The sequence below is a fragment of the Sporolactobacillus mangiferae genome, from assembly GCF_023336505.1.
Lineage (GTDB): Bacteria > Bacillota > Bacilli > Bacillales > Sporolactobacillaceae > Sporolactobacillus > Sporolactobacillus mangiferae.
The window spans coordinates 179,896-197,725 of record NZ_JAMAST010000002.1 but is presented as its reverse complement, the minus strand read 5'-3'; the positions used below and the strand labels follow the sequence as shown (position 1 = coordinate 197,725).

Here is a 17,830-nt window from a genome sequence, read left to right as displayed (position 1 = left end):
TAAATATGGTGGATTTCTCTGTGCAATGTCAGAAATAGCATGGGCAATCATTAGAATTTCATACCCTGTTCATTTATTGGGTACATAGAGCTGTTATAATAAGCTGAGAAAGGGACGTACTACTAAATCCAGTGGCAGTCAGTCTGAAAGAGAGGATTATGTTTATGACCAGACCGAAGATCGTTTTTTTTGATATTGATGATACCTTGTTTGATAAAAATAAATCGCTTCCGGATTCGACTGTGGAAGCAATTTCAGAATTACAGAGGCGGGGGGTGATTACCGCAATTGCGACGGGACGTACACCGGTTATGTTTGCGGAACTGAGGAAGCAATTGAATATTCATACCTATGTCAGCATTAATGGCGCATATGTGGTTGACCACGATGAGCCGGTTTATACGAATCCGCTTCCCGAACAACCCTTGCGTGCACTTGCAGCACAGGCAAGAAAAGTTGGCTGGTCCTTTGCTTATGAAAGTGCCGATACAATAAAAATGGATAGATATATTGATGAAAAAGCACGTCTCAGTATGGACAGCTTGCAGCTTCCGATGCCATTCCCTGAGACGGATGAGCATTTTTTAGACCATCATGACGTGTACCAGGGGCTGCTTTTCTATTCCGAAAAGGATGATGCACATTTTCTTGAGACCCCCCCATGCAATATCTTTCGCTATGTACGCTGGCATGAGTTCGGGGTTGATGTCCTGCCATCAACCGGATCAAAGGCCACGGGAATTGCGCAGCTTTTAAACACTTTGAATATTTCGACGCGTGAAGCATGCGCTTTCGGAGACGGAAATAATGACATTGAGATGCTTTCCTTTGTGGGAACGGGAATTGCAATGGGCAATGCCGTGGATGCAGCCAAGCAGTCCGCGGACTTTGTGACAACATCCGTACATGAAGACGGTATTTATCATGGCTTAAAACAGATCGGGCTTTTATAACAAGATAAGGAAGTGCGACATTCAGTCCTGTTCAAAAGGGCAATACCGACAGAAGAAGGACGGCTCGCGAAAGCCGTCCTTCTTCTGTCGGTATTGATTAATATATATTTTTCTCAGCTACATGATCCGGTATTTTGAAAGGGTCCTCTTTATTGATTCGATCATAAAAGAGAATGCCGTTCAAATGATCGATTTCGTGCTGAATGGCAATGGCAGGGTAACCCTTCAGCCGGAGCGTTACCGGGTTGCCTTCAAGATCAAAAGCTTTTACTTTTACACGTGCATGTCGAGGGACATAACCGGAAATTTCGCGATCAACTGACAGGCAGCCTTCTCCACCTTCCAAATAAGTGCTTTCGATCGAATGGCTGATAATTTTGGGATTAAAAAGCGTATACTCGTAATGTTTGCCATTGTCATCGTCCAGATACAGCGCGATCATTCGTTTGCTTAATGCGATTTGAGGAGCGGCAAGACCAATGCCTGCACGCAGGTGATATTTTTTAGCGAGATCTTCATTCTGACTGTTTTTCAGAAATTCAAGCATCGCTTTCAATGTATTTTTTTCTTCATCCGAAGCCGGCAACTGGACCTCTTTAGCCACCTGCCTGAGAATGGGATTGCCTTCCCGAATAATATCATCCATGGTAATCATGAAATGAGCCACCTTTCAAACCGTTCAATAAGGAACTTCATTTTTTCCTTGCCTGCCTTATCTTGTTCTATTGTTAGTGTATCATTAAATACGCAGATTGTTTACAAATGGCGCTTATTGTGCGGACGCCGAGGAACGTTGACGCCTGCAGTTCCTTACGTTTGACTTCACTGAATAAGGTAATATAAACTGAAAAAAGAGATATATCAAGTATAAAATACCGAACCAATCACTTTTTTTGCCATCTGCAATGTATCTCCGATAAATAATTCAGGTAATTTTTAACTGTAAGCGGTTAAGTGATATTAATCTCATTGCAGAAGGGGCGAAATGGCACATACTGATTGGAAGAAGGGGTGAAAGATATGGTTCCTGAATACGGTTCTGAAGAGATCAGAAAAATGTTTCCAATGCTGCGTATTTTGGACACACAGGGACATGTTGTCAACGAGCAGCAGAAACCTGAAATGACGAACGAGGAGCTAAAGGAATTAATGCGGCGCATGGTATATACCAGGATCTGGGATCAGCGCGCGCTTTCATTAAATAGGCAGGGCAGACTTGGGTTCTACGCACCGGTAGCCGGCCAGGAAGCATCCATGCTAGCCAGTGAATTTGCCATGGATCAGGCAGATTGGTTGCTGCCCTCTTATCGTGATATTCCCCAGCTTGTCTGGCATGGACTTCCTATGTATAAAGCATTTCTTTATTCAAGAGGTCATTTCGGGGGCGGGCAGTATCCGCGGGAGCTCCATGCGGTTATGCCTCAGATCATTATTGGTGCGCAGGCGACGCAAACGGCGGGTATTGCATTGGGGTTAAAGAAAAGAAAGAAGAAGCAAATTGCTTTCTGCTATTTTGGTGATGGTGCGACCTCACAGGGGGACGTGTATGAAGGCATGAATTTTGCCGGTATCTATAAAGCGCCTGCTGTGTTTATCTGTCAGAACAATCGCTTTGCTATTTCGGTACCGGTTGAAAAGCAGACCGCATCTGAAACGCTTGCCCAAAAAGCGGTGGCGGCCGGAATAAGAGGGATCCAGGTGGATGGCATGGATCCTCTGGCTGTCTATGCGGCAGCAAAGAATGCACGGATGCGCGCGCTGGCCGGCGAAGGACCGACATTGATTGAAACATTGACGTACAGATATGGGCCCCATACTATGGCAGGCGATGACCCGACGCGGTATCGGACGGACGAATTAACGGATGAATGGGAAAAAAAAGATCCGCTTATTCGTTTCCGCCTTTATCTTGAAAAGCTCGGGCTATGGGCGCGTGAAGATGAAGAACGTACGGCCGAACAAGCGAAGAAAGATGTTGCCGAAGCGCTCAAAGAAGCAGATAGCGTGCCTAAGCAGAAAGTCACGGATCTTCTTGGCTTTATGTATGAAAATCCGACACCGGCAATTAAAGAGCAGCTCGAGTTTTACGGCGCTCGGGAGGGAGCTCAGCAATGACACAGATGACAATGATACAGGCAATTACAGACGCGATGAGAATTGAGCTTCGCAATGATGAACATGTGCTTGTTTTTGGTGAAGACGTGGCCAAAAACGGCGGTGTGTTTCGTGCGACGGAAGGTTTATATGATGAATTCGGAGAAGAGCGCGTTTTTGATACGCCGCTTGCTGAGTCGGGCATCGGCGGACTCGCACTCGGACTTGCATTGCAAAACTACCGACCAATCATGGAGATACAGTTTTTCGGTTTTGTTTTTGAGGCGATGGACAGCATTGCCTCTCAGCTTGCACGACTGAGATATCGTTCCGGTGGTGCATACCATGCTCCAGTCACCATTCGTTCACCCTTTGGCGGCGGAGTAAAGACGCCCGAACTGCATGCAGATAATCTCGAAGGTTTATTTGCGCAGTGCCCGGGTCTGAAAGTGGTTATCCCCTCTAATCCATACGATGCCAAGGGGCTGCTGATCGCGGCTATTCGCGATAACGATCCGGTTATTTTTTTGGAACATATGAAGCTGTACCGTTCATTCAGAGCGGAAGTTCCTGAAGAAGCCTATACAATCGACATTGGGAAAGCAAACATTGCGCGTGAAGGAAAAGACATAACCGTGATCACTTATGGTGCCATGGTACAGACGGCATTGAAGGCTGCTGAACAGTTGAGTAAGGATAATAATATAGAGTGTGAAGTGATTGATCTGCGGACAATCAGCCCCCTCGATACAGAGACGATCGCTCATTCGATTAAAAAAACGAATCGCGCAGTTGTTGTGCAGGAAGCTCAGAAACAGGCAGGTATTGGCGCCCAGATCATAGCGGAAATCAATGATCGTGCGTTGCTTTATTTGGATGCGCCTGTCGGAAGAGTCACTGCACCGGATACTGTTTTTCCGTTTGCAGCAGCAGAAGATGTCTGGCTGCCAAATGAAAACGATATTAAGAATAAGGTAAAAGAGGTTATTGCGTTTTAATCGTTAAAGGGCCAGAGAGCAATAATGTTTAAATGTAATATTGCTCCTCTAAGCCGAGACAAGCGAGCACGGCAATGAAAGATCAAGCAGTAAACACAGCGAGAGATAAAGGAGCGTGAATGCCATTGGCCTATTTGTTCAGACTGCCGGATATCGGTGAAGGAATTCATGAAGGAGAGATTCTGAAATGGTTCGTCAAGCCCGGTGATTCGGTTCGTGAAGATGATCCGCTTGCCGAGGTTCAAAATGATAAGGCTGTTGTTGAAATTCCTTCTCCAGTGAACGGTAAAGTTTTGGAACTGAATGCAGAAGAAGGACAGGTGGTTGAAGTGGGCACCGTTATCGTGACACTCCAATCGGATGCAGCAGCCGATGATGTTCAAGACACAGTGCCAGATCCAGAAAAGGATGCCGTTCCTGCACAGCATGAAGAACAAAAAGAACTGCTGGTCAAGGAACAGATCGAAACACATTCGGAGCATGCAGATGAATCGGTGATTGCTATGCCGTCGGTTCGAAAATATGCCCGTGAGAAGGGAATTGACCTGAAAAAAGTGATCGGCAGCGGACGAAACGGACGGATCACAAAACAGGATGTTGACGACTATCTTTCGACACCGGTTAAAAATTCGGAGGAACTGAATCGTCAGGACACCGGTGCTTCCAATCATTCTGAGAAGGCGTATGAACAGTTTTCAGCGATGCAGCCTTCACAGGAGACCCGCGAGAAATTCATTGGCATAAGAAGAGCCATTGCCAAAGCAACCGCGCATTCCGTGCAAACGGCACCTCATGTAACGATTATGGACGATGTGGATGTTACGAAACTTGTTTCGCATCGAAAACATTTTAAAGAAGAGGCACAGGGGCTTGGGATCAAGTTAACCTATCTCCCGTATTTTGTTAAAGCGCTTGTTGCGGCACTTAAAGAATTTCCGGTGCTCAATGCGTCACTGGATGAAGAAAATCAGGAAATTATCTATAAGCATTATTATCATATCGGTATTGCTACTAATACAGATGCCGGTCTTGTTGTCCCGGTTGTGAAGCATGCCGAAGCGAAATCCATGTATTCAATTGCCAGAGAGATCGAGCAGCTTGCTGAAAAAGCACGTACGGGGAAACTGGCCGCTGAGGAAATGAAAGGCGGGACATGCACGATTTCCAATATAGGGTCCGAAGGCGGTCAATGGTTCACTCCGGTAATTAATCAGCCAGAATCAGCGATCCTTGGGGTTGGAAGAATCTCTGAGAAGGCAATTGTTCGTGATGGAAAAATCGTTGCTGCACCTACGCTTGCTCTGTCCATGAGCTTTGATCATCGATTGATTGACGGTGCAACGGCTCAAAGGGCAATGAACAAAATAAAAAGGCTGTTGTCTGATCCGCAACGCCTTATTTTGGAGGGGTAAATATGGTTGTAGGGGAATTTACCACAGAGGTGGACACAGTCGTTATCGGTGCAGGTCCAGGTGGCTATGTAGCGGCTATTCGGGCCGCTCAGCTTGGTCAGAAAGTCATTGTTATTGAAAAAGAGCATGTAGGAGGTGTCTGCCTGAATGTCGGCTGTATTCCTTCGAAAGCTTTGATTTCTGCCAGTCATCGTTTCGAACAAATGGCCCATTCAGAGGATTTTGGCATTAAGGCCGAAAATATAAGTATTGATTTTCAAAAAGTGCAGGATTGGAAAGGGCAAGTGATTGATCGATTGACAGGCGGTGTCAAAGGACTTTTTAAGGCCCATGGCATCGAATGCGTTGAAGGCGAAGCACTGTTTGTCGATTCGGATGTTGTGCGCGTCAATCACGGTTATGAGTCATCCAGATACAAGTTCAATCATTGTATTGTGGCTACTGGATCAAGTCCAATTGAAATTCCCGGCTTTAAATGGAGCGATCACGTCCTCTCATCAACGGGTGCACTTGCTTTAAAAGAAATACCTGAAAAACTGGTCGTTATTGGTGGCGGATATATTGGCATTGAATTAAGCTCAGCCTATGCCGGGTTCGGTACCGAAGTGGTTATTCTGGAAGGCACCTCTTCGATTTTGCCCGCTTTTGAAAAGCGTTTGATTGCTCCTGTAAAAAAGAAGCTTAAGGCAAAAGGAGTAACAATCTATACAGAGGCACTAGCCAAAAGTGTTGAAGAAACAGCAAACGGTGTTTCGGTTACTGCCGAAGTCAAAGGGAAGCAGCAAGTGTTTGATGCGGACTATGTCATGGTAACGGTCGGACGCCGCCCGAACACAAAGGAAATCGGTTTGGATCTGGCGGGTGTCGAAGTAACGGAACGCGGCCTGATCAAAGTCGATAAACAAGGTAGAACATCCAACGAGAAAATTTATGCCATAGGCGACATTGTTGCCGGGCTTGCACTCGCTCACAAAGCTTCCTATGAAGGGAAAATTGCTGCCGAGGCGATCAGCGGTGAGGCTTCGGAAGTGGACTATCGCGCGATGCCTGCTGTTGTCTTTTCAGATCCTGAGATTGCTTCCGTGGGATTATCTGAAGCCGAAGCGACTAAAGAAGGCTTTGAAGTCAAAACGGGACAGTTTCCGTTTGCAGCAAATGGGCGTGCATTATCACTCGGTGAATCAGACGGTTTTCTGAAAATGGTTGCACGTGCTTCGGACGGGCTTGTCCTTGGTGCGCAAATCGTGGGGGCGAATGCCAGTGACCTTATTGCTGAATTCGGATTGGCAATCGAAGCGGGAATGACCGTTGAAGACATTGCACTCACTATCCACGCACATCCAACGCTTGGTGAAGTGGCAATGGAAGCGGCAGAAGCTGTGCTTGGGCACCCCATTCATATTGCAAAATAACACAAATGAACTGATTATGGAGAGAGGGTGTCCAAAAGTCTGGTTGACTTTCGGACACTCTTGTCATTTATATAAAGGAAAAGGATACAATCTTTAATTTCGGCAGAACTTTTTAACGTGACTTTTTTTCAGAAACCATAGTCTTTTCGCAGGCACACGCGGTTTCATAAAGCGGCATCAGTATTTTAATTTGTTCTTTTAAATGTGATACAAGATCATTTTCATTTTTTGCTGTTGCTTCTTCTTTAGAAATAATTACTCCGCAGAGCAGTTCGGCTTTCTTAACCTTTTCCAAACGAAAAAATAATTTGTTCAGGTCGTCTTTGTTCAGGTTCTGATGGCGAGTAAATATATTTTTCATATGATCTGCCGACCATGCAAAATAGGGCGGTATCGACTGCTGGATTTGCGGCACGTGTTCGAGCAACGTCTGTCCCAGTTTAACTTTATCAGGATACTCCTCAATCACAGCAAGCCAGAAAAAAAGGTGATCGGGCCAAATGCCAAACTGAAAATGCGGATATTTTTTGTACCCGCGCTTGCTCTGAGCGACCGCCATCCATGTGCTGTCCGGTGGATGAACGGTTCGTCGTGCATGGCGGGCAATGTGCAGGAAAAAAGGCGAATCCTGTGCAGCATCATATGTATTGAAGAAGGGGAGCAGATGATCAGCAATTGCCTGAAACTTTGGCTGTATCTGGCTGCGAATGGCATACATCCTGTTTTCGAGTCCGGGTGTTTGCATCGATGCGAAATCATCGCGGGTAAACAAACCCTCTTGTGTCATTTGACTGCCTCCATTTCAGATGAATCTATTCTGCTGCTTAGTGTACCACAGCATGCTATGATTACAACCGAAATGTCTGGCAAGATGTACGGTCCTGCGGCATAAATTTTAAAGAAAACGATTGGAAGCGGCCGTTAGGTGGGCATTTTTGCACCTTTGACCTTCTTTGAACGATACACTGAAGGGACGTGGTCTTTAATCATGAAACGGATTAAGCAAATACTAAGCAGGAACGAAGCGGAAAGGCGCATTCCTCAAGTACGTGCTGCTATTGACATGGAACTTATGGTGCTTCATCGTGCATTGAAAAAAAACGATGCAAAATCAATCATTCAGAGCAAAAAAAACTTGAACATTTACGCCGTGAGATGCTGCTTCTTGAGATTTAAAAATGCGTCCCATCCAGGCTAGGATCACCGCTGCAGAGGGGGTGATTTTTCTTTTTATCGGTAAATGATGTAGTATTACCTATAGAAACAGTCAAGGGAATCTTGTACGGAGTTACTTGATCTCCCAGAAGCGGAGTGATTAGAGAATGGCAACACGAGACTGGGAAGCACTCAAAGTAAAGGTGATGCAATGGATTAAAGAAGCAGCCGATCAATTGCGTGCCTCATTATCAGGACCGCTTGAAGTCAGCGAAAAAAGTGCACATAATGATTTGGTCACTAATATGGATCGAGCGGTTGAGCAGTTTCTGATCGATAAAATAAGATCGGCCTATCCTGATGATAAAATTATTTCAGAGGAAGGATTCGGAGACGCAGCTGACACAAATGATGGCGTGCTCTGGTTGCTGGATCCCATTGATGGTACGTTGAATTTTGTCCTTCAGAAACGTTTTTTTGCCATTTCAATCGGTGTTTATGAAAATGGATTTGGGAAAGCAGCGTTTATCTATGACGTAATGTCGGATGAACTGTTTCACTGTCTTTCGGGAAAAGGTGCGTTTCAAAATGATAAACAACTGCTGAGATTGACGGAAGTTTCTATTGATGATGCATTGCTTGATTTAAGTGCAACATGGCTGAAACCAAATCGAAGAATCGATGAAAATATAATGACCGACTTAGTCAGACGTTGCAGTGGAACACGTGCGTACGGAGCTGCTTCACTTGAACTTGCCTACGTGGCTGCCGGTTATTTAGATGCCTATTTTACAATGAGACTTTCACCTTGGGATTATGGAGCCGGCCTGATTTTATTGAATGAAGTAGGCGGCAGTTATTCCACGGCGGAAGGTGCGCAGATTGACATTTTATCAAAGACATCGGTTTTGGCAGCCCGGCCCGGACTGTACGAGTATATGGCCGCGCATATCAGGGATCAGGTAAAACAAGGAAAATTTATCCGCGAACCGAGCTGATTAGCTTTGTCCCATCATTACAGACGGTTCCTTTGCTCGGCGGCTTTAAGCATAAATCCAATCCACATAAACAGAATAACGGCAAATGCGGACAATAGAGTCATCAGCGGATTGCCGGTAACCATACCTGTGCACAGAACGATCAGGCTTATGGCAACGAGAAAAATTGTGAAAAAATATAATGCGCGCATAACAGGCTCACCTCCATAATTTACAATAAGGCGATTATTAAAAAAGTACAAAAATCAGCATCAGAGCCTCCACGTATTTTTTGTACTATAAGAAAGTATATCATTTTGACCCATATGAAAACCAATAACCAGTGTCTTATCGAGAATCAAAGCGGAGTGCGAGACGCCTGCGGAGCGTTCCTGTTGATCAGCGAGCCAGGGAAGACCCCGCAGAAATTGGCCTGCCTGAGGGGGCCTCCGGATCGCCCGCGGCAAGCGAGCAGCTGAAGCGTCGATTCAGTACTGTAAAAGACACGAAGCCAGTTCGATTACAGTGTAAAAGGAACTTCCACTAATAATGTAAGGGAATTTTCAATAACTATAAGGAACTTTCGCTGGTTGAAAAGGAACTTCCAATAACTATAAAGGAACTTTCGCTAAGGGGCATACGTCCTGTATGCAACGCGAAAGCCATCACATCCTGTGAAAGTACGTCCTGTATGCAACGCGAAAGCCATCACATCCTGTGAAAGTACGTCCTGTATGCAACGCGGAAGCCACCGCATCCTGTGAAAGTACGTCCTGTATGCAACGCGGAAGCCACCGCATCCTGCGGAAGTAAGGACTGGGTGTTTTTTGCCCGGTTTTTCTAAAGGTATGAAGAAAAAATTGACAACGAATACGTACGTGTGAGAAAATGACTTGCATATGTAGTTGCGGCTATCTTACATGAGCGATTGGAAATTATGAGGAGAGTAAGGAATAAATGACAAAATTAAGGGAAGAATTGCGGAACATTGCCATCATTGCACACGTTGACCACGGAAAAACAACGTTGGTTGATAAGCTGCTGATGCAGTCCGGCACATTCCGCAAGAATCAACACATTCATGAACGGGCAATGGATTCAAACGCAATTGAACGAGAACGCGGGATCACTATACTGGCAAAAAACACGAGCCTTTCTTACAAGGATCATACCATAAACATTGTGGACACTCCCGGACACGCAGATTTTGGCGGTGAAGTAGAGCGAATCATGAAAATGGTTGATGGTGTACTTCTGCTTGTCGATGCTTATGAAGGGTGTATGCCACAAACACGTTTTGTTTTGAAGAAAGCACTGGAAGAGCATCTGAAGCCTATTGTTGTTGTTAATAAAATCGATAAGCCGATGGCCCGTCCAGCCGAGGTTGTTGATGAAGTCATCGATCTGTTCATTGATCTTGGCGCAGATGAAGATCAGCTGGAATTTCCGGTTGTCTACACATCGGCTGTCAACGGAGTGGCCGGGACCGATCCGGAACATGTCGATCAGGATATGAGTGTTGTTCTTGATATGATATTGAACTATGTTCCGGCTCCTGCTGACAATCGGGATGAGGGGCTTCAATTTCAGGTAACGATGCTTGATTATAATGATTACGTTGGCCGCATTGGCATCGGCCGCATTTATCGCGGCAAGATTAAAGTGGGCGAAGAGGCAGCACTTGTGAAAAATGGCGGAGAACGTGTTGAAAAATTCCGCATTACCAAACTTTTCGGCTATCACGCACTGAAAAGAACGGAAATTGATGAAGCATGTTCGGGGGATATCATCGCAATTACTGGTGTTTCGGATATCGACATTGGCGATACGATCAATGATGTCGACAAGATTGATCCGCTTGCACCGCTCAGAATCGATGAACCGACGTTGAAAATGACCTTTCTGCCGAATACAAGTCCTTTTGCCGGACAGGAAGGCGAATATGTCACAAGCAGAAAAATTGAAGATCGCCTGATGGCCGAAATGGAGCGCGATGTCAGCCTGAAAGTTGAGTCTGCATCTGATTCACATGACTCCTGGGTTGTATCCGGACGCGGTGAACTTCATCTGTCTATTTTAATTGAGACAATGCGGCGTGAAGGTTTTGAATTATCCGTTTCAAAGCCAAGCGTCATCACAAAGGAAATCGATGGAAAACTTTGTGAACCTTATGAATCCGTTCAAATCGATGTTCCCGAAGAATATGTGGGATCTGTTATCGAATCGATGGGAAAACGGAAAGCCGAGCTGAAGGATATGAGGCAGGAGCAGCCGGGACAGACCCGTCTCATGTTCATAATCCCTTCACGCGGTCTGATCGGCTATAACCGCCAATTTATGGCGGACACACGCGGATATGGCATTTTGAATCATACGTTTGATCACTTTGCTCCGTTTATCAAGGAAGAGATCGGCGGACGTCGAAGCGGAGTGTTGATTTCAATGGATCAGGGACAGACGACCGCCTACTCACTTGCCTCACTTGAGGATCGCGGCGAAATGTTTGTCGGACCAGGTGTCAATGTCTATGAAGGCATGATTGTAGGCGAACACAATCGTGAAAATGATTTGACCGTTAATGTGACACGTGCAAAACACGCGTCAAACGTCCGTTCTGCAACCAAGGATCAGACGGTTACGTTGAAAGAAGCGCGGAAAATGTCACTTGAAGACTCACTTTCCTATTTGAATGATGACGAATATTGTGAAATTACACCGAAGAGCGTGCGCATGCGGAAGAAAATCCTGAATAAAGGCGAACGTGAACGCTTTGAACGTCGAGGTAGCAAGATTCCAAAATTTAATGGCTGATTTATGAATGGAAAAACGTCTGCGCCGAACTGGCTGCAGACGTTTTTCATTTGCACTAAAGGTATATTCGAAATAGAGTATAAACATCATAACCAGCGAAAAATGAGCTAAAAACCAGCAGTAAAGTTTAACAGCATTGCTTAACTTCCTGATCGCTTAAAGAGAATTTACTGATTCTTTGACGTATGTTTGCTATTTTTTTTATCACTGCTTGGAAAATGCAGTGTGAATTTTCCGGTTGCCCAGCGCGCCCGGGTTCGTTCGCCGATTCTTTTATCGCAGGCATCACACAAATACGTATGAATGGGACGATTTCTAAGCTTTTTGGCAATGGCGGACTGGTCGTCCAGGTAGCAGACTTTATCACATAAAGCGCAATGAACGTGCATAAAAATCCCTCCTTGGCTATTTATAGTATAACAGGTTTTATGGCACCATAGACTTGAAAGTGATGAATGATCAATTGTTTCGGATGATGCGTGCAGTTGCTGTGATTAATCTTGCAATTTACCATAACAGAGGGTAAGATAAAATTTAGGCAAGTAATGAGACAAGGGGGGAGCAGGTTGTCAGTTGAAATAAAGATAGGCAAACGTGAAAAAGCCTATGAACTTTTGCAGGCCGATGCACAGAAAATATTGAAGCTGATAGGGGTGCAGATGGAAAATTTGACGATGCCCCAATGCCCCCTGTATGAAGAAGTTCTGGATACACAAATGTTCGGTTTGTCCCGTGAAATTGACTTCGCGGTTCGCCTTGGTGTTGTTCGTGCCGATGAAGGCAGAGAATTGCTCAGTTCGCTTGAGAGGCAGGTCTCTGCACTTCATGAAGCGTCTACACGAAAATAATTTTGAATAGCTCAAACCCACAGCCGGATGAAGGGGTGTGGTTTGGGCTTTTTTATACTATAAGCAATTATATCTTTAAGAATTGTAGTATAAGTGCGACGGCACCCTCACCAGAGCACTGACGAAGTGAAGTTCTCTAACACAAATAAGAAAAGTATAAAGATTCAGTGGAACTCAGTGTGTGTGCAATGCGGCGTCCGCCTGAACAAGGCTTGCCAATTAGCAAGTTTTCTAAAACTTGTAAGGGTTGCTGAAGTTCAATCTGCGTCCAAAGGGTTTCTTTGCCTTGAAGAGGCAGAGGATGATAAAGGGACGTAGTTGGAGTGGGATGAGTGAACAAAATTTTAATGGATTCGGCTGAAGCTTTGATGCTGAGTTGAATAGCGGTCTGGATTCAGACAGGTGAAACCTATGATAAAAAAAATGTTCCGTCATTTTGATTATTCTTTACTTACGGTTATGCTGCTGTTAATCGCTTTTGGATTAATTATGGTCTACAGTGCGGGCTCTGTCTGGGCAAGTGTCTTCTTTGAACGTCCGCAGCCGCCAAGTTATTTCTTTACACATCAGCTGGCATGGTTTGTATTATCGGTTCCGATTGGGACAGTGGGGCTGCTCTTGCCCTATCCTGTGTACAGAAAGCTTGTTAAACCACTGATTGCCGTATCTATTTTTTTGCTGGGTGCGTTATTTGTATTGGGAAACACGGTAAATAATGCCCAGTCCTGGTTTCGTCTGGGCTCTTTTAACATTCAGCCATCGGAACTTGTAAAGATAACCGTAATCTTGTATTTAGCTTCTGTTTTTTCAAACAAACAGAATGCCATTGCCGATTTTAAAACTTCGGTTGCTCCTCCACTGGTTGTTGTCATTGTTTTCTTTTGTTTGATTGCTGCTCAGCCTGATTTTGGTACAGCAATGATTCTGATGCTGATTTCTGCGGTTATGGTTCTTTGTGCCGGGTTAAGGGCCAGGCATATCCTGATTTTGAGCAGTGTTGCTGCCGGGTTTGTCGCTCTTTTCTATAAAATGTTCCTGAGCAGCAATCAGCTTGGCCGTTTTACCGCAGCCTATGATCCTTTTTCTGTTGCAGACAATACGGGGCGCCAGCTGATTAATTCCTATGTAGCCATTGCCTCCGGAGGGCTGACCGGAAGAGGGCTTGGGCAAAGCATAGAAAAGACAGGTTTTCTTCCGGAACCGCAAACCGATTTTATTATTGCCATAATCGGCGAAGAGCTCGGGCTGCTTGGTATTTTGTTTGTGATCCTGTGCCTTGCTTATCTCGTTTTCAGAGGTTTTGTGACGGCGATCCGTTGCAAGGATGTTTTTGGAAGTTTACTTGCTATCGGGATATCCAGTATGGTGGCTGTGCAGACTTTTGTCAATCTTGGCGCTGCAACAGGACTGCTGCCGATTGCGGGTGTGACCCTGCCGTTTGTCAGTTATGGCGGCTCATCGCTAATCATGATGGTTTTCTCAATATGTGTATTACTGAATATTTCAGCGTTTGTTAACATGAATCGATCAACCAGCAGAATGGAAGGGAAGAGAGAGAATGTTGAAGCAAAAAATTAAGCGCCTGCTCATCGCTAATCGCGGCGAAATAGCCATTCGAATTTGTCGTGCCTGTACGGAGCTCGGCATACGTACGGTTGCTATTTATTCTAAAGAAGATATTGGCTCTTATCATCGTTATAAAGCGGATGAGTCCTACCTGGTCGGCAAAGGGAAAAGTCCGATTGAAGCTTACTTGGATATTGAAAGTATTATTGAAGTTGCGAAAGCACGTCATGTTGACGCCATTCATCCTGGGTACGGCTTTCTTTCGGAGAACGCTGACTTTGCACGTCGCTGTGAAGAGGAAGGCATCATTTTTGTCGGACCTAAACCGGAACATTTGACTACATTTGGAGATAAAGCGGCTGCGAGAGCGGCTGCGGTTAACGCAGGCATACCTGTTATTCCAGGATCAGGAGGCCCGGTCTCATCAGTTGACGATGTGAAAGCTTTTGGTGCCGCGCATGGCTATCCGATCATCATTAAAGCCGTGCTGGGCGGTGGCGGACGAGGCATGCGTATTGTGCGCAGCGCTCAGGGTGTCGATGAAGCGTATGCGCGGGCAACTTCGGAAGCAAAGCAGACATTTGGCAAAGAAGATGTCTACGTTGAAAAGTATCTCGATCATCCGCGCCACATCGAGGTACAGATCATGGCCGATCAAACCGGTGATATTGTGCATCTTTATGAACGCGATTGCTCGGTACAGCGGCGCCATCAAAAGGTTGTTGAAGTCGCGCCAAGCCGGGGGCTGGGTGAAAAATTACGCCATGAAATCTGTGATGCCGCAGTCCGCCTGATGAAAAGCGTTGACTATGTCAATGCAGGGACGGTTGAGTTTCTTGTGACGCCGTCAGGCGAGTTCTATTTTATTGAAGTAAATCCACGTGTTCAGGTTGAGCACACCATAACGGAGCTGATTACGGGCATTGATATTGTCTCCTCGCAAATCCTGATTGCCGAAGGTTTCGGATTGCACGAAGATCCGGTCCTTATTCCAAAGCAGGAAGATATTCGTACTTATGGCTATGCCATTCAATGCCGCGTGACAACTGAGGATCCGAGCAATCAGTTTATGCCGGATACAGGGAAGATTGTTGCTTATCGAAGCGGTGGGGGCTTCGGTGTTCGGCTTGACGCAGGCAATGCGTTTACCGGGTCGGTCATAACCCCGTACTATGATTCTTTGCTGGTAAAGCTTTCAACAAATGCACGTACCTTCAAAAGCGCAGCGGTGAAAATGCTTCGCAATTTAAAAGAATTTCGAATTCGCGGTATCAAGACGAACATTCCGTTTTTGATTAATGTTGTTCAGCATCCGGATTTTCTTGAGGGCAATGTATCAACTACATTTATTGACGCGACTCCGGAACTGTTCGTTTTTGAGAAAATGCTTGATCGCGGAACGAAGATGCTGACCTATATCGGAAATATTACAATCAACGGATATCCGGGAATTCCTAAAAACAAAAAGCCTGTTTTTGATGTGCCGCCAATTCCGGATGTGAAACTTTCCGAACCTTATCCTGGCGGTACCAAACAGATTCTGGAACAAAAGGGTCCTAAGGGCGTCGCGGAGTGGGTTAAGGAACAAAAACACGTGCTGCTGACGGATACAACATTCCGCGATGCGCATCAAAGCCTGCTCGCGACAAGAATGAGAACGAAGGACATCATTCGCGTGGCCGCGCAGACAGCGCATCTGCTGCCGAATCTGTTCTCTGAAGAAGCATGGGGCGGCGCGACCTTTGATACTTCTTACCGTTTTTTAAGAGAAGATCCGTGGGAACGATTAAGGAAAATACGGGCGAAAATGCCGAATATACTTTTACAAATGCTGCTTCGCGGCTCTAATGCGGTTGGTTACAAAAACTATCCTGATAATTTAATCAAAGCTTTTGTCAAAGAAGCGGCGAAGCATGGTATCGATGTTTTTCGGGTTTTCGACAGTTTAAACTGGCTTGAAGGAATGCGTGTTTCACTGGATGCCGTACTGGAAAGCGGCAAAATCGCTGAAGGTACCATGTGCTATACAGGCGACATTCTTGATGGTCAGCGAACAAAGTATAATCTGGATTATTATAAAAAAATGGCAAAAGATCTGGAAGCTGCCGGTGCCCATATTCTCGGTATTAAGGATATGGCTGGATTGCTTAAACCTGAAGCCGCTTATCAGCTGATTTCTGAATTGAAGGATGCGGTGACCATCCCGATTCATCTTCACACTCATGATACGAGCGGCAATGGCATTTACACTTATGTCCGGGCAATCGAAGCCGGTGTTGATATTGTGGACGTTGCTGTTGAGGCAATGTCCGGAATGACGTCACAGCCGAGTGCCAACTCACTGTATTACGCGCTTGCCGCAAATGATCGGAAGCCGGAAACTCAGATTGATGCGCTCGAATCACTAAGCCACTACTGGGAAAAGGTACGTGCGTATTACTTTCCGTTCGAGAGTGGTATGAAGACTTCCAATGCGGAAATCTATAAGCTCGAAATGCCAGGCGGACAGTACAGCAATCTCAGGCAGCAGGCCATTGCTGTTGGACTTGGCGATCGTTTTGAGGAAGTCAAGAATATGTACCGTCGCGTCAATCTTATGTTTGGTGACATTGTGAAAGTAACCCCTTCATCAAAAGTTGTCGGGGATATGACCCTGTATATGGTCCAGAATAATTTAAACGAAGACACTATTTATGAAAAGGGCCAGACCTTGGATTTTCCGGATTCCGTAGTTAACTTTTTTATGGGGGAACTCGGTCAGCCCTATCAGGGATTTCCTAAGGAACTGCAGCGTATTGTCCTGAAAGGGAAAAAACCGCTGACTGATCGTCCGGGCAAACATCTCGAACCGGTGAACTTTGCGGATATCCAGGCCCGTCTTGAAGAAAAGTTTGAACGTAAATTTAAGTTCCATGAGGTACTGTCTGCGGCGCTCTATCCAAAAGTGTACACGGATTATCTTCATTTCTGTGACATGTATGGAGAGACAACCATATTTACTACGCCGGTGTTCTTTTATGGACTGCGGCTTGGTGAAGAAGTGTCCGTGACCATTGAGGAAGGCAAAATGCTTGTTGTAAAACTGATTTCGATCGGACACGCACAGAAAGACGGGACGCGGACTCTGTATTATGAATTAAACGGTCAGCCAAGAGAAGTTACAATTAAGGATATTAATGTGCAGGCATCGGAAGTTGCACATGCCAAAGCGGATAAAGACAATCCAAATCAGATTGGGGCTTCAATGCCAGGTACAGTAGTTAAAGTTCTGGTGACAAATGGCGAGCGCGTGAAGAAGGGTGACCATTTACTGGTCACTGAGGCGATGAAAATGGAGACTACGGTACAGGCACCCATTGATGGTGTCATTAAAAAAGTTTATGTCAGTGAAAATGACGTCATTGAAACTGGCGATTTAATGATTGAGTTAAGCTGATTTTCCATTACAGGCAACGTAAAAAAGCGAACCGAACCCGGTTCGCTTTTTACGTTGCTCTTTTCCTGTATTAACAGGCAGAACCATATTTCACTGAATCAAAGCTGTGGTGCGAAACGCCTGCAGGATTGTTCCAGCTGATGCGTGCCAGCGAACCCCGCAGCAATG

General features: G+C 45.5%; 15 protein-coding genes. 11 read left to right on the top strand and 4 right to left on the bottom strand.

The features are described 5' to 3' along the window. The first annotated feature begins 164 nt into the window (after nucleotides 1-164). Nucleotides 165-953 (top strand): Cof-type HAD-IIB family hydrolase, encoded by a 789-nt coding sequence (locus M3N64_RS03360; protein WP_249097861.1) that lies wholly within the window; start codon nucleotides 165-167, stop codon nucleotides 951-953. A gap of 97 nt (nucleotides 954-1,050) precedes the next feature. Here M3N64_RS03360 and def read toward each other — a convergent pair whose 3' ends face one another. After that, nucleotides 1,051-1,608 (bottom strand): peptide deformylase, encoded by a 558-nt coding sequence (gene def / locus M3N64_RS03355; protein WP_249097843.1) that lies wholly within the window; start codon nucleotides 1,606-1,608, stop codon nucleotides 1,051-1,053. Between the two features lie 365 nt (nucleotides 1,609-1,973). On the opposite strand from def, the gene pdhA reads away from it, so the two are divergent. From pdhA to lpdA, 4 genes are all read left to right on the top strand, one after another. Further along, nucleotides 1,974-3,068, top strand: a complete 1,095-nt coding sequence (gene pdhA, locus M3N64_RS03350) for a pyruvate dehydrogenase (acetyl-transferring) E1 component subunit alpha (protein WP_249097824.1) — start codon at nucleotides 1,974-1,976, stop codon at nucleotides 3,066-3,068. Beyond that, complete coding sequence (locus M3N64_RS03345) at nucleotides 3,065-4,045, top strand: alpha-ketoacid dehydrogenase subunit beta (protein WP_249097821.1); 981 nt, start codon at nucleotides 3,065-3,067, stop codon at nucleotides 4,043-4,045. The genes pdhA and M3N64_RS03345 overlap by 4 nt, the downstream gene beginning before the upstream one ends. Nucleotides 4,046-4,170: 125 nt before the next feature. Then, nucleotides 4,171-5,457 carry a dihydrolipoamide acetyltransferase family protein gene (locus M3N64_RS03340; protein WP_249097818.1) on the top strand — a complete coding sequence of 429 codons (1,287 nt, stop codon included), beginning with the start codon at nucleotides 4,171-4,173 and terminating at the stop codon, nucleotides 5,455-5,457. A gap of 2 nt (nucleotides 5,458-5,459) precedes the next feature. Next, a complete protein-coding gene (gene lpdA / locus M3N64_RS03335; protein ID WP_249097800.1) occupies nucleotides 5,460-6,869 on the top strand; it encodes a dihydrolipoyl dehydrogenase in 1,410 nt (469 codons plus the stop codon). Between the two features lie 112 nt (nucleotides 6,870-6,981). Here lpdA and M3N64_RS03330 read toward each other — a convergent pair whose 3' ends face one another. Next, on the bottom strand, nucleotides 6,982-7,656 hold the full coding sequence (locus M3N64_RS03330; protein ID WP_249097770.1) for a DUF1054 domain-containing protein: 675 nt from the start codon (nucleotides 7,654-7,656) through the stop codon (nucleotides 6,982-6,984). 201 nt (nucleotides 7,657-7,857) lie between these two features. On the opposite strand from M3N64_RS03330, the gene M3N64_RS14280 reads away from it, so the two are divergent. Beyond that, on the top strand, nucleotides 7,858-8,067 hold the full coding sequence (locus M3N64_RS14280; protein ID WP_497007932.1) for a YkzI domain-containing protein: 210 nt from the start codon (nucleotides 7,858-7,860) through the stop codon (nucleotides 8,065-8,067). Between the two features lie 124 nt (nucleotides 8,068-8,191). Next, nucleotides 8,192-9,022, top strand: a complete 831-nt coding sequence (locus tag M3N64_RS03325; protein WP_249097768.1) for an inositol monophosphatase family protein — start codon at nucleotides 8,192-8,194, stop codon at nucleotides 9,020-9,022. Nucleotides 9,023-9,039: 17 nt separating this feature from the next. Here M3N64_RS03325 and M3N64_RS03320 read toward each other — a convergent pair whose 3' ends face one another. Further along, nucleotides 9,040-9,213, bottom strand: coding sequence for a hypothetical protein (locus M3N64_RS03320; protein ID WP_249097753.1), 174 nt, complete (start codon nucleotides 9,211-9,213; stop codon nucleotides 9,040-9,042). Between the two features lie 745 nt (nucleotides 9,214-9,958). Here M3N64_RS03320 and typA point away from each other — a divergent pair. Next, entirely contained in the window at nucleotides 9,959-11,812 is a 1,854-nt protein-coding gene (gene typA, locus M3N64_RS03315; protein WP_249097747.1) for a translational GTPase TypA, read from the top strand. A 167-nt stretch (nucleotides 11,813-11,979) separates the two neighbouring features. Here typA and M3N64_RS03310 read toward each other — a convergent pair whose 3' ends face one another. Then, a complete protein-coding gene (locus tag M3N64_RS03310; RefSeq protein WP_249097728.1) occupies nucleotides 11,980-12,201 on the bottom strand; it encodes a YlaI family protein in 222 nt (73 codons plus the stop codon). A gap of 156 nt (nucleotides 12,202-12,357) precedes the next feature. Here M3N64_RS03310 and M3N64_RS03305 point away from each other — a divergent pair, with 156 nt between their 5' ends. The 3 genes from M3N64_RS03305 (at nucleotide 12,358) to M3N64_RS03295 (ending at nucleotide 17,662) form a co-directional block, all read left to right on the top strand. Next, a complete protein-coding gene (locus M3N64_RS03305) occupies nucleotides 12,358-12,660 on the top strand; it encodes an Fpa/YlaN family protein (RefSeq protein WP_438270990.1) in 303 nt (100 codons plus the stop codon). Between the two features lie 411 nt (nucleotides 12,661-13,071). Then, nucleotides 13,072-14,238, top strand: a complete 1,167-nt coding sequence (locus tag M3N64_RS03300) for an FtsW/RodA/SpoVE family cell cycle protein (RefSeq protein WP_249097722.1) — start codon at nucleotides 13,072-13,074, stop codon at nucleotides 14,236-14,238. Further along, nucleotides 14,219-17,662, top strand: coding sequence for a pyruvate carboxylase (locus M3N64_RS03295; RefSeq protein ID WP_249097717.1), 3,444 nt, complete (start codon nucleotides 14,219-14,221; stop codon nucleotides 17,660-17,662). Before M3N64_RS03300 ends, M3N64_RS03295 begins: the two co-directional genes overlap by 20 nt. The last annotated feature ends 168 nt before the right edge of the window (nucleotides 17,663-17,830 follow it).